This window comes from Marinobacter sp. LV10MA510-1 (genome assembly GCF_002563885.1).
Lineage (GTDB): Bacteria > Pseudomonadota > Gammaproteobacteria > Pseudomonadales > Oleiphilaceae > Marinobacter.
Genome location: NZ_PDJA01000001.1, coordinates 3,863,263 through 3,885,201 on the forward strand (window position 1 = coordinate 3,863,263; position 21,939 = coordinate 3,885,201).

The 21,939-nt window shown below is 52.1% G+C and carries 19 protein-coding genes, 1 tRNA gene and 2 pseudogenes; 10 read left to right on the forward strand and 12 right to left on the reverse strand.

The features are described 5' to 3' along the window. Nucleotides 1–17: 17 nt before the first annotated feature. The 6 genes and pseudogenes from ATI45_RS18625 to hsdR all read right to left on the reverse strand — a co-directional run bounded on the left by ATI45_RS18625 (nucleotide 18) and on the right by hsdR (nucleotide 8,191). A complete protein-coding gene (locus ATI45_RS18625) occupies nucleotides 18–236 on the reverse strand; it encodes a DUF4268 domain-containing protein (protein WP_143751186.1) in 219 nt (72 codons plus the stop codon). A 22-nt stretch (nucleotides 237–258) separates the two neighbouring features. Further along, nucleotides 259–1,215 carry a restriction endonuclease gene (locus ATI45_RS18630; RefSeq protein ID WP_098421103.1) on the reverse strand — a complete coding sequence of 319 codons (957 nt, stop codon included), beginning with the start codon at nucleotides 1,213–1,215 and terminating at the stop codon, nucleotides 259–261. Nucleotides 1,216–1,442: 227 nt separating this feature from the next. After that, a complete protein-coding gene (locus ATI45_RS18635) occupies nucleotides 1,443–2,459 on the reverse strand; it encodes an Abi family protein (RefSeq protein WP_098421104.1) in 1,017 nt (338 codons plus the stop codon). A gap of 21 nt (nucleotides 2,460–2,480) precedes the next feature. Then, entirely contained in the window at nucleotides 2,481–4,244 is a 1,764-nt protein-coding gene (locus tag ATI45_RS18640) for a restriction endonuclease subunit S (protein ID WP_098421105.1), read from the reverse strand. Further along, nucleotides 4,241–5,725, reverse strand: a pseudogene (locus tag ATI45_RS18645) (N-6 DNA methylase). Before ATI45_RS18645 ends, ATI45_RS18640 begins: the two are co-directional and overlap by 4 nt. A 52-nt stretch (nucleotides 5,726–5,777) precedes the next feature. Further along, nucleotides 5,778–8,191 (reverse strand): annotated as a pseudogene (hsdR, locus tag ATI45_RS18650) (EcoAI/FtnUII family type I restriction enzme subunit R). Between the two features lie 388 nt (nucleotides 8,192–8,579). Between hsdR and ATI45_RS18655 the strand changes: the two are divergent. From ATI45_RS18655 to ATI45_RS22455, 7 genes are all read left to right on the forward strand, one after another. Next, nucleotides 8,580–9,866, forward strand: a complete 1,287-nt coding sequence (locus ATI45_RS18655) for a tyrosine-type recombinase/integrase (RefSeq protein WP_098421106.1) — start codon at nucleotides 8,580–8,582, stop codon at nucleotides 9,864–9,866. A 39-nt stretch (nucleotides 9,867–9,905) separates the two neighbouring features. Next, nucleotides 9,906–10,175, forward strand: coding sequence for a hypothetical protein (locus tag ATI45_RS18660; RefSeq protein WP_098421107.1), 270 nt, complete (start codon nucleotides 9,906–9,908; stop codon nucleotides 10,173–10,175). Further along, nucleotides 10,172–10,816, forward strand: coding sequence for a hypothetical protein (locus ATI45_RS18665; RefSeq protein ID WP_098421108.1), 645 nt, complete (start codon nucleotides 10,172–10,174; stop codon nucleotides 10,814–10,816). Before ATI45_RS18660 ends, ATI45_RS18665 begins: the two co-directional genes overlap by 4 nt. 287 nt (nucleotides 10,817–11,103) lie before the next feature. Next, nucleotides 11,104–11,547 (forward strand): hypothetical protein, encoded by a 444-nt coding sequence (locus tag ATI45_RS18675; RefSeq protein ID WP_143751187.1) that lies wholly within the window; start codon nucleotides 11,104–11,106, stop codon nucleotides 11,545–11,547. Beyond that, complete coding sequence (locus ATI45_RS18680; RefSeq protein ID WP_098421111.1) at nucleotides 11,534–12,571, forward strand: hypothetical protein; 1,038 nt, start codon at nucleotides 11,534–11,536, stop codon at nucleotides 12,569–12,571. The genes ATI45_RS18675 and ATI45_RS18680 overlap by 14 nt, the downstream gene beginning before the upstream one ends. Further along, nucleotides 12,537–13,538 (forward strand): AAA family ATPase, encoded by a 1,002-nt coding sequence (locus ATI45_RS18685; protein WP_098421112.1) that lies wholly within the window; start codon nucleotides 12,537–12,539, stop codon nucleotides 13,536–13,538. The genes ATI45_RS18680 and ATI45_RS18685 overlap by 35 nt, the downstream gene beginning before the upstream one ends. A 381-nt stretch (nucleotides 13,539–13,919) precedes the next feature. After that, the gene (locus tag ATI45_RS22455) at nucleotides 13,920–14,621 is read left to right on the forward strand and encodes a zinc ribbon domain-containing protein (RefSeq protein ID WP_218926159.1); all 702 of its coding nucleotides are present in this window, start codon (nucleotides 13,920–13,922) and stop codon (nucleotides 14,619–14,621) included. A gap of 636 nt (nucleotides 14,622–15,257) precedes the next feature. Here ATI45_RS22455 and ATI45_RS18700 read toward each other — a convergent pair. The 6 genes from ATI45_RS18700 to ATI45_RS18725 all read right to left on the reverse strand — a co-directional run bounded on the left by ATI45_RS18700 (nucleotide 15,258) and on the right by ATI45_RS18725 (nucleotide 19,845). Further along, nucleotides 15,258–15,731 carry a hypothetical protein gene (locus ATI45_RS18700; protein ID WP_098421114.1) on the reverse strand — a complete coding sequence of 158 codons (474 nt, stop codon included), beginning with the start codon at nucleotides 15,729–15,731 and terminating at the stop codon, nucleotides 15,258–15,260. A 35-nt stretch (nucleotides 15,732–15,766) separates the two neighbouring features. Next, nucleotides 15,767–15,967 carry a hypothetical protein gene (locus tag ATI45_RS18705; protein ID WP_098421115.1) on the reverse strand — a complete coding sequence of 67 codons (201 nt, stop codon included), beginning with the start codon at nucleotides 15,965–15,967 and terminating at the stop codon, nucleotides 15,767–15,769. 141 nt (nucleotides 15,968–16,108) lie between these two features. After that, a tRNA-Phe gene (locus ATI45_RS18710) sits at nucleotides 16,109–16,184 on the reverse strand. Nucleotides 16,185–16,303: 119 nt separating this feature from the next. Continuing rightward, on the reverse strand, nucleotides 16,304–16,576 hold the full coding sequence (locus tag ATI45_RS18715) for an oxidative damage protection protein (RefSeq protein ID WP_098421116.1): 273 nt from the start codon (nucleotides 16,574–16,576) through the stop codon (nucleotides 16,304–16,306). An 81-nt stretch (nucleotides 16,577–16,657) separates the two neighbouring features. Then, the gene (gene mutY, locus ATI45_RS18720) at nucleotides 16,658–17,719 is read right to left on the reverse strand and encodes an A/G-specific adenine glycosylase (protein WP_098421117.1); all 1,062 of its coding nucleotides are present in this window, start codon (nucleotides 17,717–17,719) and stop codon (nucleotides 16,658–16,660) included. After that, complete coding sequence (locus ATI45_RS18725; protein WP_098421118.1) at nucleotides 17,719–19,845, reverse strand: AsmA family protein; 2,127 nt, start codon at nucleotides 19,843–19,845, stop codon at nucleotides 17,719–17,721. The genes mutY and ATI45_RS18725 overlap by 1 nt, the downstream gene beginning before the upstream one ends. Before the next feature lie 187 nt (nucleotides 19,846–20,032). Here ATI45_RS18725 and ATI45_RS18730 point away from each other — a divergent pair, with 187 nt between their 5' ends. From ATI45_RS18730 to hisH, 3 genes are all read left to right on the forward strand, one after another. Continuing rightward, nucleotides 20,033–20,497, forward strand: coding sequence for an SRPBCC family protein (locus ATI45_RS18730; protein ID WP_098421119.1), 465 nt, complete (start codon nucleotides 20,033–20,035; stop codon nucleotides 20,495–20,497). 138 nt (nucleotides 20,498–20,635) lie between these two features. Then, nucleotides 20,636–21,229, forward strand: a complete 594-nt coding sequence (gene hisB / locus ATI45_RS18735) for an imidazoleglycerol-phosphate dehydratase HisB (protein WP_098421120.1) — start codon at nucleotides 20,636–20,638, stop codon at nucleotides 21,227–21,229. Between the two features lie 45 nt (nucleotides 21,230–21,274). Then, the gene (gene hisH, locus ATI45_RS18740; protein WP_098421121.1) at nucleotides 21,275–21,913 is read left to right on the forward strand and encodes an imidazole glycerol phosphate synthase subunit HisH; all 639 of its coding nucleotides are present in this window, start codon (nucleotides 21,275–21,277) and stop codon (nucleotides 21,911–21,913) included. Nucleotides 21,914–21,939 lie beyond the last annotated feature (26 nt).

The following is a 21,939-nucleotide window of genomic DNA, read 5'->3' on the forward strand; positions in this document are numbered from 1 at the left end:
CCGGTCTAAAAGCGCTGCTATTTGCCGAATATCAACTGGTAACCCATACCGCTAATGCCCGAACCTGCGTTTAGCCAGTGATCTTTGGCGGGGTTGATGTTGTTAAACAGCGAACAGTTACTGCGGCCAAAAGCTTCTAATGTTTGTTCCCAAAATGCCAGTCGCAGAGTATGGCGGTTTTTCTGTTCGTGGCTGGCGTTCTTTTCTTCGGCTTCTTTGGCCATCATGCCGATCATGAAGCTTTGTCCAGCCCAGCAGCTAATGTGCTGACATTGTAACGCTGCACTGATATTCCCCCTCGCTGTAAGACGAGTCTGCAATCAAAACGTTTTCTCGGCATAGTGGACGGTTGGCAAAGTAATTGGCCGCTTCTTGCCTTGTCTGTGACTCTCTTCGATAAGGCTTGTTGGTTGGGTATTTGAATTTATGCCGTACAGAACCCATGCTGCCATTGCGGTGTTTTACCTCGGCTTTGATTCGTGGCTGAGTCAGGCCTAGGCCGTCTGGTGATGCCAGTACATCTACGCTTCGGTCTGGGCCTCGTGCCGATACCCGAGTCTGGTAGCCCATGGCCCGGAGCAAGGCGGCGGTAAGCTCTTCCATTTCCTCGGGATCAAGACTTTGGATCTTGTCTTTAATGAGTTCATGACCTTTTGACCTCACCTCCTCACGGAGCAAATCGAACTCAGCTTCGACGGAGGGTGTATCTGCTATTGGAGTGTGCTCAGAAACAGGTTTTCCGGCCAGTCTATCTTCTACTTCGTTGATGACGTCGGAAGATAGAGAAAAGAGCGTCAGAACGGAGCCCAAGCTATTACGCGCTGACTGTGAGAGCTGGTCTCGGGAAACGCGCCCTCGCCATTTGACCTTACGAATGCTCGCAAATTCGCCCACTAACTCCTGTTCGGAGCGAAACTCATACTGACCTTGGTCTTCCCCAACCAGATATTCACGGTATTCTTGACTATAGGTGACGAGCAGGTCGCCTTGTTGTATGTCGTCACGGAATTTGCGAATCATTGCGACGGCATTAGCGGTTCTGCCTGGCTTGGCGTTTCCGAAATGATGGATACAAGCCTCGCGCAGCGCTGCGGCGCTGGTGTACTGGCGAAGGTCACCCAGGTCGTTCCAGCCAATCCCCACGCACTTTGAGTCCTCGAAATCGTCGAAGTAGCGACCACTATTGCCGGCCCGAATCATCCATCCGTTTTTCATGTTTACTCCATTGCTCAGTGTTGGCACTTGATTGTTGGGCGTTCAATTAATAATATTGCGGCTAACACGACCCCTGCCTCTTGGTTCCGATTGGAGCTTACGCGGGGGTTATTTTTTGTGTTTTTGTATAACAACGGTTGTGAAATTTAACCCTCATGGTTAATATCGTTCCCAACACGGCCCCAATCTGTGGATCCGCTTTGGCGGTGAAACTGCTGCGGGGTTTTTTATTGCCTGCGTTTCGGGAAACAGTCCCAGCTTCTCCATTCTTCCGCTACGCCAAACGCTCCCCAGCCAATTCCCAATTGCTCGTTTTCTGGAAATTCTGCCAATAGTTCAGAGAAACGCTGCCACCAGCTAGAAGCGGGGTTGATGGCGTTGAGCAGCTTTTTGCAAATACAAAGGAGCAAGAACGGACGGGCAACAGTGTGTTCGTTGCCGGGTTCCCACGCTGCCTCAAAGCCGCGGACCATGCCTGTGGGCGGTTTCTGGGGCTGGTCGATAACGTTGCGGTTCCAGAGCCGGCTGTGGTGCGCGCAGACGTTGCGAAGGTAGCTGAGACTGCGCAGCCAAGAGGCCAGGGTCCGGCCATTCTGAACGCCATATTTTTCAGCAATAACATTTTGGTCTTCCGGGCGCATACCGGCATAGAGTTCTGACAATGTGTTGAAGTCCCACACCTCGCAGGCGATCCAGATGGGCAAAGGCAGGCCATATTTATTCTTGTTGTGTCTGATGAAGTCTTCTTTAGAACGAGAAACCTGGATGGCCTGTTTTTTCATCCAATCTACGTGCCGGGGTACGCCGGTTCTGCTATCAACTTCCTCGGCAAAACCAGCAAAAAGCAGATTTGGCTTCAAATAGGCGAACGGTTCGTACTTGCCGAGCGTGTGCGCAATGTCCACCCGCAGTGCGACCTCGATACGCTCAAGCGCATCCAGAACCAGCAGCCGCAGCCTCTTGTCGAAGACATATAGGTGAACCGCTGCTTCAAAAGACGAGCCCGGTTTGAAGCTGTCCAGAACGGTGCTCGTTTCCTTGGTCTTCTTTCCTCTTTTAATGCCTTTGCCAATAGGACAAAAAAGCCCGGAGCGCTCCCGAAAGGGGTGCCAGTAGCCGCTCAGGCGGTAATAACCGATGCGTTCAAGATACTCGAGAGCTTTCACTTCATCCGTGACGGCAAGGCCTCTCGCCTTTAACTGTTCGAGCTGTTCCGGGTAGCTCAACCATGGCTTTTCATACACGTAGAAATCATCCCTGTTTTGTCAGTTGAGTGCTTTTTCGACGACCGCCTCGGCCAATTGACAGCGGGTTTTGCTGGCTTGGTTCAGGCATTCCTTTAATCGGTCGCAGAGGGCCATGAGTTCATCGACTTTTTGGACGATGCGGTGTTGCTCTTTGGCAGGGCAAAGCGGCATCGGTGCAGCTTTAAGCTTGTCCTGCGAGATGTTCATCTGACTTTCCGCCATACCCGATTTAGCGCTTTCCAGATACCGAAAGGTTTCACCGGCATTCAGGCAAAGGCAAACAAACTGTTCAGAAAGCCCCGCTTCAACCAGGTGAAATCGGATGATTTTGTCAGAAATCATTAGCTTGGAACGGGTTTCTTTAACTACACAGGAAATTCCTACCCGATTTTTTGGGCCTGCGCGAGTTATGAGAATGTCTCCGCTACGTACTTCATACTGTTTCTTTGGAGCTTTGCTGGTGGGGAGCTTCTTATTCTCATGCTCCAAGTAACTCATTATTTGCACTGCCGTGGTCTTCAATACTCCCCAAGCAGCAGGCTCTGCTGGCTGAGGTGGGCACGCTGGGCTCCACCCTGCGTCCATCAGGCTGATCAATTCACCGAGGTTTACCCATGACCAGCTTCGAGGGATGCTGGGAAGGTTTGAACTATCCTGTTGGTGCAGTGCCTTGGGCAGTTTTATCTCCTTTGCCTGAATGCGGCGCTGCTTCTCAAGGCAAATTTTTTCAAGCAGTTCGGGAGTTGACTCGTCCCCAGCATCCTGCTCCACCAAACGCCCCATCACCGCCAGTTGCAAAATGGTCTGCTTGAGCTTGTCGATACTCTGTCCGGTAGTGAACAGGGTGTCGAAGTGGGCGGCGAGGCGGGCCCAGTTGTCGGCCAGTTCGGTGGCGTTTTTGGATTGGGTGAGGGTGCCGAGCAGGGTGTCCACGAGGGTTTCATGGGCTTCGAGCTGGTCGCTGGTTTGTTGCTCCAATCGGTCGCAGAGGGCCATGAGTTCATCGACTTTTTGGACGATGCGATGTTGTTCCCTCTCTGGCGGTAGCCCTATGACTGTCCCTATAATTTTTTCTCGAGATATATTGGGCTGCGCACCACCCGCACCCATAGCAATAAACCGGGGACGGTAGGTTTTAAGCAGTAACAGTAAGAATCGGTTGGAAATTTCTGACCATGAAGTACAGGCACATACAGCCTGATTAGTAGTGCCAGCGACTTCTAGGATTGATGCCTTTCCAATTGTTGCGCCGTACATGGCAATTAGTACGTCCCCAGGTGAGTTCATTCGCACAGACGTTTCTTTAACAGCTAATTTGGTAATGGACTCTTCCGATACGGCGATAAAGTCGTCAGCAAGCTCGCCAGATTTGAACCATGGAATTTGGCCGTTGTAGTATTGTGAGTTACCGCGCTTCGGCGTAGCCCCAGCACCCCAAATGCCGATGTCGTTTAATCTGCAGTATTCCCAGTTTTTTGGGATGGAGTATGGGTGTTCGGGGGCTTCAACTTTAGGAAGCTCTTTGGGATTTCTGAACTTTTTCGCTTTTACCTGGGTATTTTTTTCACTGCAGATACTATCAAGAAGCTCTAAGGCGGTTCCCTCATCGGGGGCTTGCTCAACGAGTTTGCCTTGAATTGCCAACTCCAAAATCAACTCTCGCAGTCTCTTAATTCCGGTCAGCTCAATCTTGCCGCTGCTTCCTCGGCCACGGGTAGATTTCTGGGTTACCGCACTTGTCCACAAATCCAAGTGCTCGGTAATCAGTTCCCGCGCACTCACGCCTCACCTCCGGCGTTCTTATCACTTAGGGCATCGGCCAAAATATCCCGCAGCTGGCCACGAATCCCCTGAATCTCGACCTGCTGCTGTTCGTACTTGGCGAGAAGTTCGTCCGGGTCATGATTGATCAGCTCACCCTGGTGCGGATTCTTGATGTCCAGGTTGTAGTTACGGGCTTTGATGTCGTCGATAGACACTTTCCACGCCTGCTCGGTTTCCTCACGGCTGGCAAAGCCTTCAGCCTCATCGCCCCACCAGTCGATTTCCGTCTGAAATTCCTCAAACCGCATGGGCTTGGTTTTGTTGTAGTTTTTCACGCCGTCCGGGTAGGGATGTTCGTAGTACCACACGTTTTCGGTGGGCTTGCCTTTGGTGAAGAACAGCAGATTGGTTTTGATGCCGGTGTAAGGGCTAAACACGCCATTAGGCAAGCGCACGATGGTGTGTAGGTTGCACTCGGTGAGCAGCTTTTCCTTGAGGCGGGTTTTCATGCCTTCGCCGAACAGGAAACCGTCTGGTAGCACCACCGCAGCGCGGCCGCCGTTGCGTAGCAGATGGATAAACAGGGTCATGAACAGGTCGGCGGTTTCCCGTGTACGGAAGGCGCTGGGGAAGTTGGTTTCTATGCCGTCTTCTTCCATGCCGCCAAAGGGCGGGTTGGCGATGATGACGTCCACCCGTTCCTTCGGGCCCCAGCTGATAAGCGGGCGGGCCAGGGTGTTGTCATGTTTGATCTGGTCTGGCTCTTCTATGCCGTGCAGTATCAGGTTGGTGGTGGCCAGCAGGTGGGGCAGGGGTTTTTTCTCGACGCCGATGATGGTGCGTTGCAGCGTCTGCTCGTCTTGCGGTGTTTTTACATAGCGTGTGCGTTTGTGGTCGATGGTGCAGGTGAGAAATCCGCCGGTACCGCAGGCGGGGTCCATCACTTTTTCGTCCAGCTTCGGGTCAACGCGGTTGACCATAAACTGGGTGACAGCGCGAGGCGTATAAAATTCACCAGCGTTGCCCGCGCTTTGTAGGTCTTTTAGGATTTGTTCGTACATATCGCCAAGTTCGTGACGCTCGGCGGACTTGTTGAAATTCACGCCGCTCTGCAACTTGTTGATCACCTGGCGCATCAGCTGGCCGGATTTCATGTAGTTGTAGGCGTCTTCAAACACGTTGCGGATAACCACGCCACGGTAATCGTCGCCGGTGGGCTCCAGGTTTTGCAGGCCGGTGAACAGGGTGTTATCGATGAAGTTCTTCAGGTCGTCGCCGGTCATGCCTTCTGGGTCGGCGGCCCAGTTGCGCCAACGCAGTTGCTCTGGAATCGGAGATTTGTAGTTGTCTTAGAGAACGTCCCACTCCTGCTCGCGGTCGTCAAAAATCTTCAGGAACAGCATCCACACCAACTGGCCTATGCGCTGGGCATCGCCGTCTACGCCAACGTCTTTGCGCATGATGTCCTGAATGGATTTTATGGTGCTACTGATAGACATAGGTAATGCGTTCCTGAGATTTCAGAATTAGGGGGTCATGAAAGGCTGGTGGTTAGTCGATTTTCCGGTACAGCTCTTGTTCCAGACTTCTTACCGCTTCGGTGTAGCCAGGTTTGCCGCCGAAGGCATCAATCAGTTCCATCGGCGCGCCAATCTGGCTGAAGGGCGCGAGGGTGAGGATTTTAACATCCTCAATAGACTCAATGCCGGTATCGGTGTACTTCTGCAGCAGTGCGTCCAGAACCTGGCGGCTGGCACCTTGATATTGACTGAAGTAGTTGTTCTTGCGTACCTGTTCCGCGCGTTCTTTGCGGGTGAACGGTGGCTGGTCGTAAACGATGTGGCAGATCACATCGAACGGGTCTGGCTCGGCGCCCAGCTTCTTGCTGACGTCTTTTATCAGGTCGTCCCAGATAACGCCCTGTTCGGTCAGTTCGTCGATAATGACCTGCTTGCGGTCGGCCTGGTGCCAGCGGCGCAGAAAGTCGTTCAGCGAAGCGTACTGCTGCGGGTGAAGTCTCTCAGGCTTTCGGTGATGAGTTTGCCGTCTGGCCCCAGGTACTGGACTCGCTCGGCGATAACAGCCACTTCAACGTTACCGACCACGTATTTTATCCGCTTTGGCCTGCCGGTTTCTTCCTCTTCACCGCCAGAGGTGTTGCCGTCGTCGTTTTCCCAACCTGACTCTGGGTCTACTTCATAGCCTTCGGCGTCTTCAGAGCAGGGGTGTTCGTCGGGTTCTGAACCGTCGTCTGCTTCATCCGCGTCTGGATTAATTGGGTCGTCGGCTTTGGGCTGGTAAACATTTACCGGGTCGCCATCAAAATCGGGGTCGGCAAACAGTTCGGTGGCTTTTTTGAAGTCCAGAATGGTGAACCAGTGCTTGTTGTAGTCGTCGTTGATGCGGGTGCCGCGGCCGATGATTTGCTTGAACTCGGTCATGGACTGTATGCGCTGGTCCAGCACGATGAGTTTGCAGGTTTGGGCATCCACGCCGGTGGTCATCAGTTTGCTGGTGGTGGCAATAACGGGGTAGCGTTCTTCCGGGTTGATGAAGTTGTCGAGCTCGGCTTTGCCTTCCTGTTCATCGCCGGTAATGCGCATCACGTATTTGCGGTTTTCCTGCACCCGCTTCGGGTTCAGGTTCACCAGTGCTTGGCGCATGCGTTCGGCGTGGTCGATGTCTTCGCAGAACACGATGGTTTTTTGGAAGGGGTCAGAGCTTTCCAGAAATTCTGTGATTTTGCCAGCGACTACTTCGGTGCGCTTTACCAGCACCAGCTGGCGGTCGAAATCCTTCTGGTTGTAAATGCGGTCTTCTATCAGCTCGCCGTGCTTGTCGGTTTGGCCTTTGGATGGGCGCCAGCCTTGCAGGTCTTTGTCCAGGTCTACCCGTACCACTTTGTAAGGGGCCAGAAAGCCGTCTTCGATGCCTTGCTTGAGCGAATAGGTGTATACCGGCTCGCCGAAATAATCGATGTTGGAGACTTCTTTGGTTTCTTTTGGCGTGGCGGTCAGGCCGACGTGGGTGGCCGTTGAGAAGTAATCAAGAATCTGGCGCCAGGCGGAATCCACCGAGGCGCTGCCGCGATGGCACTCGTCGATGACGATAAGATCGAAAAAGTCCGGTGAGAACTGTTTGTAAATGTTCTGTTCTTCTTCGCTGCCGGTTACTGCTTGGTAAAGAGACAGGTAAATCTCGTAAGACGGGTCTACCGTGCGGTTGGTGACCTTGGTCATCGCCTGGCCGAAGGGTTTGAAGTCGTTGTTCTTGGTCTGGTCTACCAGAATGTTGCGGTCAGCCAGAAACAGGATGCGCTTCTTTTGTTTTGCCTTCCAAAGCCGCCAGATGATCTGGAAAGCAGTGAAGGTTTTGCCGGTGCCCGTGGCCATTACCAGCAGAATACGGTTCTGGCCTTTGGCAACGGCTTCGATGGTGCGGTTAACCGCCACGGTTTGGTAGTAACGAGGTGTGCGTCCGCTGCCGTCATCGTAGTAGGGCTGCTCAACGATTTTTCGTGCTTGGCTGCTAATGCCTTTGTACTGGCAATACAGATTCCAGAGCGTTTTGGGCGAAGGGAACTCGCTCAGTTGCAGGGTGGTTTCGGTCTGGCCGAATAGCCCGGTGCGGTCGTGGAACAGAAAGCCGTCGCCGTTGCTGCTGAACACGAAAGGTGCGCCTAGCGCATCGCTGTAAGCCAGCCCTTGCTGCATGCCGTCGCCGAGGTTGTGGTTATTGTCCTTGGCCTCGATGATGGCAATGGGCAGGTTCTTCTTGTAGCTGAGAACGTAATCCGCGCGGCGGCGTTTGCCCCGGGTGTGCAAGCGGCCCCGCACGATGATGCGGCCAGCGGTAAATGACACCTCTTCTCGCGCTTGGCTCAACATATTCCAGCCGGCTTGTTCCAGGGCCGGGTTGATGAACTTGGTACAGATATCCCGCTCTGTGAGCTTTTTCTTATCCATGTGCTCGCCGCCTATACATCCCGTTTTCAACCGTATGGTTTTCCGCGGTTTTATGGCTTTAGAGTAGCTTATTTAGACGGGCTGCAGAAGGCTGGGCGGGTTGTTGGGCGTAGCTCAGAAACGAAAAAGCCCGCTGTTAGGCGGGCTAAATCGTTAAATAGTGGTGCCCGGAGGCGGAATCGAACCACCGACACGAGGATTTTCAATCCTTAAATGTGGGCATTTTTCGGCATTGATCTGAACTCAATAAAAACAACTAAATGCATGATATTAAACTAATAGTTGACAATAAAAGTAAGTCTTTACATTGACCCAAATAGACCGGTATTCTCTAAATCTGCTTACATAGTGCTTACACGGCGCTTACATTTTTAGGGAAGGGTTCACGGTGCGAGTTAATCTGACGGCTGGAAGAATTGAGGGCTTCAAGTGCCCCACTGATACCAAGCAATGCTTTCTTTGGGATTCTACGGTGCCAGGTTTGGGCGTTCGTGCCACCGTCAAAGCAAAGGCTTTCATCTATCAGGGGCGGGTTGATAAAAAGGCAATCCGGCTAACCATTGGTGACATTCGTACATGGGGCATTGATGAGGCCCGCGCGGAAGCCCGTAGGCTCGGTACAATGCTAGATCAAGGGATTGATCCCCGTCTTGAAAAGAAACAGCGCCTTGATGACCTGAAGCAGGAACAGAGCGAATCTAAGCGAGCTGATGTCATCGTCGCTGATGCCTGGGCTGAATATATCGAGTCACGCAAACCCCGGTGGAGTGAGCTTCACCTGAAGGATCACCATAAGATAAGTCAGGCCGGTGGTTTACCCCGCCAGCGTGGAACGGGAAAGACACAGCCCGGTGCATTAGCCCCACTAATGAAAATGAAGCTGGCGGATATAAGCGCGGGCACCGTGGGACCGTGGCTGGCAAAGGAAGTTGAAACCCGACCTACCCGCGCTCGATTGGCGTTTGCTCTATTTCGCGCCTTCCTGAACTGGTGCGACGATAATCCCCGCTATCAAGGCTTATGTAGCCCCGAGTCCTGTTCAAAACGAATTGCAAAACAGACGTTACCCCGCAAAGGCGTAAAAGCTGATTGCTTGCAGCGCGAACAGTTGCCCGCCTGGTTCAACGGTGTCCAGCAAATCCACAACTCCGTTATTTCTGCTTACCTTCAAATCCTGATGCTCACCGGTGCAAGGCGTGGCGAACTGGCAACCCTGCGTTGGTCAGACGTTGATTTTCGGTGGGAGAGCCTTTCTATTCGGGACAAAGTAGAAGGGCAGCGCGTTATACCCCTGACGTCTTACGTGGCCTTTCTGATTGACTCACTACCGCTCCGGAATGAATGGGTATTCTCAAGTCCCACTGCAAAGCGTGGGCACTTAGTAGAGCCGCGTTCACAACACCAGAGGGCGCTAACAATCGCCGGAATAGAAGGGTTGACCCTGCACGGCCTGAGGCGGTCATTCGGGACTCTTTCGGAATGGGTAGAAGTGCCCGCCGGTATCGTCGCACAAATCCAAGGGCACAAGCCTAGCGCCACCGTAGAGAAGCACTACCGCCAGCGCCCGCTTGATCTGTTGCGACAATGGCACGAGAAAATAGAAGTCTGGATTCTGGAGCAGGCCGGAATCACTTTTGAAGCACCGGTGATAGGCAAGCGTCTACGTGCGGTGTAACTGGAAGCCCGATAGTCGGGACCTTAGGAGATGATGACTATGAATCAAAACAACGTAGCAGTTACCGGTGTTATCACTGAGCAGGAAGCCCGCCAGCTTGAACGGTCTTTAGAGGATACGCGATCCGGCAGGCTTGGTGCTCTATGTGTGATGATGCTTTCAGACGGTGATATTCAAGAAGAATTAAAATATGACCCGCTTTATGTTTCTGGCTCGCTGGCGGGTATGCGAGAAGCCCTGGAAGCGCACCGGCGGGCGACAGACCTAATGGAAACAGCGGTGAACCGGTTTAAAGGGATGCGGGGGTGACTGTGGTTAATCTCACCCTCATTACCATTGACAATGAGCAGGCCCGTGAAACATTGCGAGTGCTTATCCCCGCAGACGATGCACTTTATGGTGCGCTTGAAAGCTATGCGTCAGAGAATCAGGTTTCTGATCGTCGTTTTGTCGCATCCAATATTGAGATTTCACCGGATAGGGGAATAACGCTCGAACTGTCGTCGGGGGAAATGCGCTATATGCCTGAAAACTGGCATCATGCTTGGGATGCGTTGCGCTTGGAACGGCGAATTTACCGTTGTGGGGAGATTACACAGAAGTTGATTCTGTCGTTGTTTTTCTTTCAGCGAAAGCGCAAGCACGGCCAAAGAAAAGAAGGGCGGGCGGATAAAGAAATTATCAATTACTTAATCAATCTGGTACACGCCTATCGGCTCTTGATGGAAGCTGAGAAGGATGGCCTTGGTCTAGTTTCTGTTCGTGAAGCAACAAACGCGTTGACTTACGATGCTGAAATGCAAGACGCGAGGTTTCCTTCACTGATGCCTGATGATGGGGCTATCCCTTGGCCTGAAAGTTGGACTGCTGACGGTGCCACGCCGAATACACCACAAGGAATTGAACGACTGCGAAAACGGGCAGATAGAGACAAGCCGAACGGCTACTGAAACTCTTTTGTCCCAAGCCCTGTAATACCCGCCGTCATCATTAACCCCGAATGAATTTAAATCATATTCAATTAGGGGTTAACACCATGCTTACTACTGAACAATTAGCCGAAAAATTCCACGTTAAACCGAACACCATCCGAACCTCACTATGTCGAAAAGGGCATTGGTGCGGCTTGCGCCCGGTGCGCCTTCCTAATCGCTTTCTGGCTTGGCCTGATGACGCCGTTCAACGGTTGTTGGATAAATCCACCACTGACAGCCGGAACGCGTGAGGGAGACAGACTATGCAAAGGTATCGCGGAGCAAGTGCGCTGAAGGGATCTGTTTGTATCAATGAACAAAGGAAAAAGGGGCAAATGATGCACAAAAGTAAAACTCAATCCGATGTTGTTGTTTTGCGATCAATTCAGATGGGCTTTCCAATTAGTCACCCACTGACTTTGGCGATTGACGAAAAGGGCGAGCTTTTAATTGATGTGCGTATTTCAATGGTGGATCTCGATGTGCTGATTGACCGATTGAATGCAGACGGAATAGAGCTTTACCGCCGCCGTGATGCCGCTTTAGTGCCAGTCGAGTGGGTTAAAACACTATCGCCAGATGGCCAGTCATTTGCCACCGCCATACAAAATATCGAACAAATGGCTAAAAGCTGGTTTCGAGCGTTACCGGGGAGTTATCTCACATACCGGCCTGTAACTAAGGTGGGTGAGTATGAAAACCACTAAACAAACCGCCCCGGCTAAAACACCGAGGTTGATACCCCCGAACCTGGACGCGGTGCCTGGTGAGCTTCAGGAATGCCCGCAATGGGTAGTTTGGAAAGCCGTGAACAAGGGTGGCGGTAAGGTATCGAAGGTTCCCCATAACCCGAAAACCGGAAGGCAGGCCAGCACGAAAATACGGGGAGACTGGGGAATCTTTGATGAAGCTTGTGAGGCATATCTGATGGGAGGTTATGCCGGTATAGGCTTTGTTTTCACCGCTGATGATCCGTTCGTAGGGGTAGACCTTGATAACTGCTTTGACGAGTTAGGAGCCCTGCGGGATGACGCACGGCAGGCAGTGGATGAACTGCAATCATTCACCGAAAGATCACCGTCTGGCAACGGTCTGCATATTATCTGCAAAGGGGAGTTACCCGGTGGTGGCCACTGTGACAACAAGGTGGGTCGGGAGATGTATCAGGAAGGCCGGTTCTTCACGATTACGGCTGACATGGTGGAAGGGTTAGGCACCGTTAAGGCAGGCGGTGCCGCCCTCAAAAGGCTGTATTCAGACTGGTTCGGACAATCCGCTAGCAATGATGAAAAGCACACCGTGGGTGATCTGGATTGGGATCGAGAAGCACCGGTGGTGTCCTTGGATGATATGGCAATAGGTGAAGATTGGAAAGTTCTTGTCAGGGACGGTGAAGGGCCGTTGGCACCGCGCTTTCCTAAGCATGATTCAGATGATGTAGACCGTTCTGATGCGCTGAAAGCAGTGTGTCAGGAAATGGTTGCCACCGGTGTGAATAAAGAATCAATCCTGACGGTGCTTACTGACAAGGATTACTTTTTGGCCGGTAAGTCGTTAGGGGAGCGGAAGAATAACGTTAAGTCAGCAAAGGAATGGGTGTGGAAATACACATTGGCAAGAGTGCTGGCGAAAAGTCGAGGGTTTGCCGATGAGTTCGATGACTCGCCACTGCCGGAATTGAAAAGAACGCCCACCGATGCGCCGTGGCTTCCGCTTTATTCCCGGTGGTGAGTTGATAGCCAATATTCAGCCCGTTCAGTGGCTTGTACAGCGGTATATTGAAGCAAACAGTATGACTGTCATGTTTGGTGAACCCGGTGCTGGAAAATCATTCATTGCGCTGGACATGGCTTGTTGTATCTGTACCGGTGAAGCTTGGCAGGGATTTCCTGTGAAGGAGGGAGCTGTGTTTTATATCGCCGGGGAGGGACACGCTGGTATTGGTCGTCGGCTCAAGGCCTGGTCGCTACACCGGGGGTTGGTGCCGGAAAATGTAATGGTTAGTAACACTGCCGTTCCGTTGACTGATGCTGAGAGTGTGAAAGCCTTGGTCAGGACGATAAGGGCGATGGTTGATAAATATGGCGTTCCTGCTTTGATCGTGGTTGATACGCTGGCGAGGAATTTTGGCGGTCTGGATGAAAACAGCACTAAAGACATGGGGGTTTTTGTTCAGCACATGGACATGCTAAAGCATGAACTGCAAACCACGATTCTTGTCGTTCACCATACCGGTCAGGGAGATAAAAGCCGCGCAAGAGGTTCTATTGCTTTGAAGGGGGCAACAGACATTGAACTCCGGGTGGAAGCGAGGGCTGGCGGAACTATCGCGCTTCAGACTACAAAAATGAAGGATGCAGAATTAGCCGAACCGGTTTTGCTGAGGCTTCACGGTGTAGACCTGGGAGAAATAGGCAATAGTGCGGTAGTGGTCCAGGCTGATAAATTTGCTGATGATTCATTGCTCCAGTTGGCACCGCAAGAAATGAAAATATGGGAACTACTGAAACAGGGGGTTCGTGATGCTGGCGGTGAAGCCTTGGAGAATAAAACCTTGGTCGAACTGTGCGAAGGTGAGGGGATCAATAAAAGCCGGGTTAGTGAAGCCCGGAAGGTTTTTGTAGAGCAAGATTTAATCACCGAGAGCAAGGAAGGAAAAGCAGTAAAAATTCATTTGAACGACCCGGTTTTTGATTAAAACCCCTTCTGATAGTTCGGAAAACCCACCGAACTATCTTTTTTCCTTTCTGATAGTTCGGTTTAGTTCGGTTCCATAGTTCGGCAAAGCGAACTTCCGCAAGCCCTTGCGCCGCAAGGGGTCTGGCACCGTTGGTATTTTTTGTTCGGTTCGGTGGTTCGGTGTTCCCGCAAGTTCGTTCGGTGTACCCCCCCTTTAGGGGTACCGAACATGCGAACCGAACTGAACCCACCGGTGCTAAAACTCAAATTGTGGTGCTATAGGTTTTTTGAAAATAACCGAATACCGCGCTCCGCGTTCCCCCCGGTGGCCAAACCCGGTGGTAAGGACCCGTAACGCCATGTAGTCTTCAGAGACAGTAAGCTGGAAAGGGATAGCCTAATGAGTGAGGTTAGTCGGAAGTGCCCGTACTGCGCGGAAGCAATAAAGATTGAAGCTGTAAAGTGTAAGCACTGCGGTTCGGAAATTGATCCTTTAGCCAAAGAACAGAAGAAGCGATTAACGCGTGAAGCAGCAACGGCAAATTATGTTCCTTACCGCGCTTACCCCGTAGCGTTACTGGTTTTTATTGCTGTAAGTTTCTGGACCGTGGGTTTCGTGGGTTTCGGGATCTACTTTCAGAATAGTGAAGGAAGTTCATCATCAGATTCGACTGCACCTATTGCAACAGAAGCGCGTGTTGTGAAGGTTGCACCAGTTCAACCGGCTGCCGCTGTTGCACCGGTGGAAATTGCACATTGGGGTGACTATCAATCCACAAGTGGATGGGAATGGAAGGTTTTCATCATTCCTGAAAATTTATCCCGTAATGAATTGATCACCGTTGCGAGGAAAACGTTCGCAAAACATTCCAATGTTAGATCCCGCTTTTTTGATGATTCTGAGAAGATTCAGGAATACATCGACGCCGAGAATTTCTTTTGGGATACCACCGGCACCGTTGTCCGAGCTGAGTTTCCAACAGAGTGGCGAAAGCAGCATCTGATAGCAATTATCCACGATAGATCTACTGCGGGTTATGGTCGCTGGCAGTTGGTGTACAACAAGGGTGGCGTAAGTGAGCACCTAGTATTTCTTGAGTGATGCCGCCAGCAGACTGATGGAGAGCCAGATGGTTATAAAAAATCAGTATCGAAAGTGTCCTATGTGCAACGAGGTAATACATAAGGCCGCATTCGGATGCGAACATTGCGGTAAGAGCCTTCGAAACACATGGGCTTTTGTGTGGGTGACTAATCTCGTCGTTGCTTTACTAGTTGGGGCGATGCTGTGGATATTGATTAGTTGGCAGGTAGGTAGTTTTGATGATCCCCCACCACCTCCGCCAGAAGTTCCCCCCGGTGGGGTGCGATACGAAGGGCAAGTATACGGATCGTGGGACAGTCGGCCATTAGCGGGCTTGAGTAGAGCCTTGCAGGGTAGCGGTGCTTTTTGCCCTGACTACAAATATCGAAAATCAGTCACGCATAGTTCAGAATATATCGTTTACTGCTTGATGAAGTACGAGGGCAGGATGATCGCAATGGATGCTTACGTTGTGTTTACACGGTTTGGAACGGTGGTAGGGCCTGCGAATCCAGACAAGCGGTTAGAGTAGCCCGCAGTACCAAAATTTGCTTACATTTCAGGCTTTAGAAAAATACAAAACCCGCACGAGGCGGGTAAAGTCATTGAATCTAATGGCGCTTGGATTGGCTGAGAAAGCTTTGCAGCCCCAAATTACGGCAGGCTATGGATTTTACTTCCGTAGCGGTTTTCTAGTATCCATTTGCGCTGTCCCGACCTGTTATTAATATTTGCTAGGAAATGATCCTGTATCCACGTGGAGTCAGGGAACGACACTTCTCTCACCGTCCCCGTGCTGTCGTTAAAATAACGGTCTCTATCAATGTATTGTTGAAGGTGCTCGGTATCACTGAAGAATCTCACTCGTGTATGGGGAAATCGTTTAAAAAAATCCCGAGCTATCTCAATTAATTTGCCCTGTCTCACCGTCTTGGGGACCACCACCACATAGAAATTCCACTGCTCTTCAGTGTGCTTCACTGGATTAATGGTGTACTCCCCCCACACTAAAGATTGAACACCCGAAAGCTCGACAGAGCCCTTCGTTAATTGCTCTTCAGCACTAACAGAAAAACCAAGCAATAAAATAAAAACGAAAAGAATATGTCTGACGTGAAGATATTTCATGAACAGAATTTCCATTGTACGCGGAAGGCTCTGAATCAGTTGCGACTGAGTCTAACGTGCTGAGACGAGCAGTCCACTGTGGAAACTGTGCCCATAAAAGCGTTCATTTTCACCGCGCACTTTTCAATGTTGAGGCCGTTATTGCCATCACTTGAAATGTTCGTCACATATGGGCCGGCAGTAGTGCAGCCAGCGATGGCAGTAGCAATCAGCAGGGTTGCCGCAATTTTCTTCATTCCCTTGAGTCCTTTATCACTATTTAAGCAACAGCGGTTTGCACCTGATGGGTATTCACCAAATCTGCTTACATATTGCTTACATTTCAGGTTTTAGAAAGAACAAAACCCGCACTAGGCGGGTTAAGTCGTTGAATCTAATGGTGCCCGGAGGCGGAATCGAACCACCGACACGAGGATTTTCAATCCTCTGCTCTACCGACTGAGCTATCCGGGCATGTTGCAATACTGTGCTGCAACGGGGCGCTATTAAACCGGTTTGGCCGCACTGAGTCAAGAGGGCTTTTGAAAATTTGTTAAAGTTTTCAGTGCTGCTTGTTGGGCTGGACCAATGGGCTATTTTTCCGGCGGTACATAGCCTTCGGCTTTGTCGAAGGGTTCGTTATTAAAGAAGCGTTCCATCTGTGCCTGCAGGTATTTGCGGGTGTTCGGGTCCATCAGGCTCAGGTGCTTTTCATTAATCAGCATGGTTTGCTGGCTTTGCCATTCTTCCCATGCCGCTTTGGAGATGTTGTCGTAGATGTCCTGGCCGCGGGCGCCGGGCATTGGGGGGTTGTTCAGACCTTCCATTTCTTTCTGGTGCTTGCGGCAGAAAATGTTACGGCTCATGGGGGCTCCTGTGGGTATTTTGGGATGTTTGGAGGCAACTAGTATTTAACGCATCATATCAGTAATAAGGCTGCCGGGCTGCTACAGCAGCGTGGTCTGCTCGGGGTCTGTCAGTAGTGTGCGTATGGGTGCTGGCAAGCCCAGGCTCAATGCTTGATCACGGTGCAGCCAGCGGTGATTGTCGTCGGCAACGCGGCTTTGGGGTTCGGCGCTCATTCGCGCTGGCTGTATGTGCAGGTGGTAATGGCTGAAGGTGTGACGAAAACCGCTGATGCGTTGTGGATCACCACAGCTTAGGCCTAGCTGTAGTTCGCATGCCTGCTGTAGTTCGTCTTCGCCCAATGCCGGGTCAAGCTCTGGCAGGCTCCATAGGCCGCCCCAGATGCCACTGGGTGGCCGGCGCTGAAGCAGTATGCGGCCTTCGCTGTCTTCCAGTATCAGCATCCAGGTGGTTTTTTCGGGCTTGGTTTTTTTCGGTTTCGAGCCGGGGTATAGAGCGGTTTCACTGTTGGCCCAGGCCTGGCAGTTTTGTTGCAGTGGGCAGCGTTCGCAGGCCGGTCGGCTGCGGGTACAGACTAACGCGCCTAAATCCATTACGGCTTGGGTATAGTCCCGTATCCGTTCGTTTGGAGTGTGTTGTTCGGCGAACTGCCAGAGTTTCTGTTGTACCGCAGTTTGCCCCGGCCAGCCGGCTACAGCGTGGTAGCGCGCAAGTACCCGCTTGACGTTACCGTCCAGTATGGCGGCTTTAATATCCCAGGATTGCGCCAGAATGGCGGCGGCGGTTGAACGGCCGATGCCGCTCAGTGCTTCCAGTTGTTGCTGGTCGCGAGGGAATTCGCCGTTGTGTTCCTGCACCACGGCTTGTGCGGCCTTTTGTAGATTACGGGCGCGGGCGTAATAACCCAGGCCGGACCAGTGGCTGAGCACGTCGTCTGTTGGTGCTGACGCAAGCGAGTGAACGTCTGGAAAGCGCTGCATAAACGCCTGGTAGTAAGGTATAACCGTGGCTACCTGGGTTTGTTGCAGCATAATTTCCGATACCCACACTCGGTATGCGGTGCGGTTGTGGTGCCACGGCAGGTTGTGTCTGCCGTGTTCATCAAACCAGTTCAACAGGGCTGGGGCAAAGCTGTCAGTCATCAGTTAAAGAAGCCTTTTAGCGCGTCTTTTATTTTGTCTTCTGCTTTGGCCTTGGCTGCGTTTTTGGCGATGTCTTGCAGGCTGTCGCGGAAGCGCGAACCGTCGAAGGAGCAGAGCCCTGCTGGGTCATCGCTAAGGTTGCCGCGGCACTCAAGGGGTATAACCACGTTTCTCACAGTGTCGGTTACCCGGCAGGCTGGGTCACGGTGGATTTCACCCACAATACGCAGGCCGAGTTCGTAGTCCACAAGGGTTTGCTGCATATCCACGCTGCCTTGGCCTTCCAGCTGCATGCCGGCAAGCGATGCCAGCAGCTCTGTGTTGTTCAGGGTGTTGCCGTTAATGTCCAGGGTGCCGCGCATGTCATTAAACGGTGTGGTAGTTCCCCAGTCGGTCGTACCCAGGGTTTCCTGATTGACCAGTGCAATGCCCTGGCATGCCAGGCGGGTCAGGTTCATGCGGCGGAACTCGCCTTCCGCCAGGTTAAAGGTAATTTTGCCATCGGCGTTACCGCGCAATGCGGCCATGGTGTTGCCGGTGGATTTGGCGTTTATTTTGAGGTTTGCTCCGCCAGAGAGCATGTCTACTTCCGCCAGGTCGTTGAGTAGCGGCAGTGTTTGTACGTCTGTTACGTCGGTATTGATGCCCCATTTCGGAGTGTCGGAGCGGGCATCGATGCTGGCATTGGCGTTAAAGCTGCCGTAGTAGAGTTTGCCGCTGAAGTCATCGATTTCCAGCACGCCGTTTTTGGCCAGGGTGCTGGCTTTTATCTCATTAATCTGGAGATTGCTGACGGTTAGCTTGTTCAGTCCCAAATCAATGTCTAATAACAGCGCGCGCAGGGTGTCCAGGGGCAGCAATTGCGAGTCCGGGTCTGCTTGGGCTGCCGCAGTGCCAGAACCAGAGCCAGAATTAGAGCCAGTGCCGCTTTCAGTCGCCGGGGTGCCCGATGGTGGCGGCAGGTAGCGATCGGCGTTTAGCTCGTCACCGGTCAGGCGAAAAACAAGTGCGGAGCTGGCCAGGTTATAACTGCCTGAACCGTTGAAAGTGGTGTCATCCAGTTTCAGGGTTAAGTCGGTTAGCTCCGGCTTGCCCGCTGCTCCGCCAATGTTAGTACTGAAGGCCAGGGCGGTGAGCGCGTCGCCGTCACTGGTTTCAATAGTGGGTTGGCCCAGGTTCTCCAGCAGTTTTTTCAGTGAAAATTCGTTGATGGCGATGTTACCCGCCAATTTTGGCTTGTCGCCAAAGCCTTCTACAGTCAGATTGGTGTTGGCGCTTAGGTTGGCAAAGCTGAAGCTGATATCTTTCAGATTCGCGGTTGCGTTAGCCAGGTTGGCGGCCAGTGATCCGCTGATTTTAGCGGTGATGGTTTTACCGGCGAATGCTTCGCCTTTTATGTCGAAACTTGCGTCCAGGCCCGATGCGCTAAATGTATCTAATGCCTGGTTGGCCGACAGGCGGGCTGCAATGCTGCCTTCTACGCTCATTTGCGGCTCGGCGGTTTCTACCCGGAAGCTGATGTCTAACGGAAACTCGGAACCCAGAGTGATGTCGCTGGCGCCCAAAGTGAAATCTTCCAAGGTGATTTCCTGGCCGGTGGTGGCGTCTGTGTAACGCACCCGGGCGTTGGCGATTTCGACGTTGCTGACGTTGAAGTTCAGCGGTTCCGCGGAGCCTTCACTCGCTGCCGCTGTTGTGTCCGGAGCCGGTTCACTGGGGGCCGCTTGCTGCGCGTCTTTCTCCGGCATTATGCGGGTCCAGTTAGCCTGGCCTTCTTTGTTAACGCTCAGATGCGCGTCCAGGCCGTCCAGTACAAAGTTATTCACCTGAGGCGACATGGCGACCAGTGACCAAAAATCGATCTCTGCGACTAAACGATCGAGCGCAATGAAGCGTTCGCCGTCGAGTTTGGCTTCAACGTTGTTCAGCTCCAGGCCGATGGGAATGAACGACCAGCTGATGTCGCCGTCTAGAATCAGGTCGAGATTGGTTTGCTTTTCTACGGCCTGCTCAATTTGCGGCTTGTAGGTGTTGGGATCAATCACCAACATGGCGACGACTATTGCCGCTACGGCCAGTAAAATCAGTGCCACAATAGTAATGAGCAGGTAACGTAGTGCTTTCATTGGGTGTGTCCTGTTCGTTCAGATCAATGTGCGATTTATCAAAGGATAACGCAGGGTTAGCAAATTAACAGCGTGAGTGTATGACAATGCCGTAGTGTTAGGCCAAAATACCGCCGTATTTCTGTGACGATCGTAATCTCTAATAATGAGAACAAGAGTCTCTAATAATGACAACAAGGAGTTGGCAATGGCCATAAACGTATCAATAGAACTCAGCCGCGAGCTGGAAATTGATGGCAGTTACGATGAAGTGTTTGACCTGCTGGCGGATGTGCCCCGGTCTGTCAGTCACTTTCCGAAAGTGCATAAGTTGACTGATCTGGGCGATAACAGCTACCTCTGGGAAATGGAGAAGGTAGGCGTTGACAAGTACTCCATCCAAACGGCTTACGCCTGCCATTATGTGTCAGACCGCGATGCCGGCACTATTCGCTGGGAGCCTGTTGCGGGCCAGGGCAATGGCGTGGTGAACGGGTCTTGGGTTATTACCGCCAAGGGCGATACCATGTCCACCCTGAAGTTTAAAACCAATGCAAAATTAACGCTACCGCTGCCGAGCCTGCTGAAACTGGCCATCAGCCCAATTATCAAGCACGAGTTCAACTCGCTGGTAGACCAGTACATGCGCAATCTGAAGAAAGTGTTTGCATAGCGCAGGGTAATGGTTGCGATAAATCCACCGGCAGTACTCCGGTACGAATAAGCGGTATACTTGGCGCAATTATTCATTGGCGTCTCTGAAGCCGAAAATTTTTTAAAACTATTTTAAACAGTCAGTTACGGAGTTCACATGGTCGAACGCAAGGCTCGGGTTGAACGCAATACCCTTGAAACCCAGATCAGTGTTGAAGTAAATCTTGATGGCACCGGTAAAACCAACTTTCAGACTGGCGTGCCTTTTCTGGATCATATGATGGACCAGATTGCCCGCCACGGCATGGTAGATCTAGATGTGGTGTGTGATGGCGACTTGCATATCGACGACCACCACACCGTAGAAGATGTGGGCATTACCATGGGCCAGGCGTTCGCTAAAGCAGTGGGCGACAAAAAAGGCATCCGCCGCTACGGCCACGCCTACGTGCCACTGGACGAAGCTTTGTCGCGGGTAGTGCTGGACCTGTCCGGTCGCCCCGGCCTGCACATGGATGTTCCTTTCACCCGGGCAACCGTGGGTGGCTTTGATGTAGACTTGTTCGCCGAGTTTTTTCAGGGCTTTGTGAACCATGCGCTGATTACCCTGCATATCGACAACCTGAAGGGCAAAAATACCCATCACCAAATTGAAACGGTGTTCAAAGCATTTGGCCGCGCACTGCGCATGGCCGTTGAGCTTGACGACCGCATGGCCGGTATTATGCCCTCCACCAAAGGCACCCTCTGATCCGAGGCGCCCTAGACTGTTCCCAGCTGCTGGACTGATGAATTTATGAAAACCGTTGCCATCATTGATTACGGCATGGGCAACCTGCATTCCGTGAGCAAAGCCGTAGAACACGTAGCCCCGGATACCCGGGTGCTGGTGACCGACAACGCCGACCTTATCCGCAGCGCCGACCGGGTGATATTCCCCGGTGTGGGCGCCATTCGCGATTGCATGGCGGAAATCCGTCGGCTGGGCGTGGATGAACTGGTGAAAGAAGTCTCCCGCGATCGCCCTCTGCTGGGTGTGTGCGTAGGCATGCAGGCGCTGATGTCCCACAGCGAAGAAAACGGGGGCGTTGACTGCATTGACGTATTCCCCGCCCATGTGCGTTTCTTCGGCCACAAACTGACGGAAAACGGCGAGCGTTTAAAAGTGCCGCACATGGGCTGGAACCAGGTGCAGCAGGTACAAGATCACCCTATGTGGCACAAAATCGCTGACGATGAGCGTTTTTACTTTGTGCACAGTTATTACGCCGAGGCCGAAGATAACGTCGACATAGCCGGCCGCACCCGTTACGGCGTCGACGTTGCGGCGGCGGTGGCCAGGGGTAATATTTTTGCGGTGCAGTTCCATCCGGAAAAAAGTGCCGATGCAGGCCTGCAATTGCTTAAGAACTTTGTAAACTGGGCCGGAAAATAATTTAAAAATATCTTGGAAAAAAACCA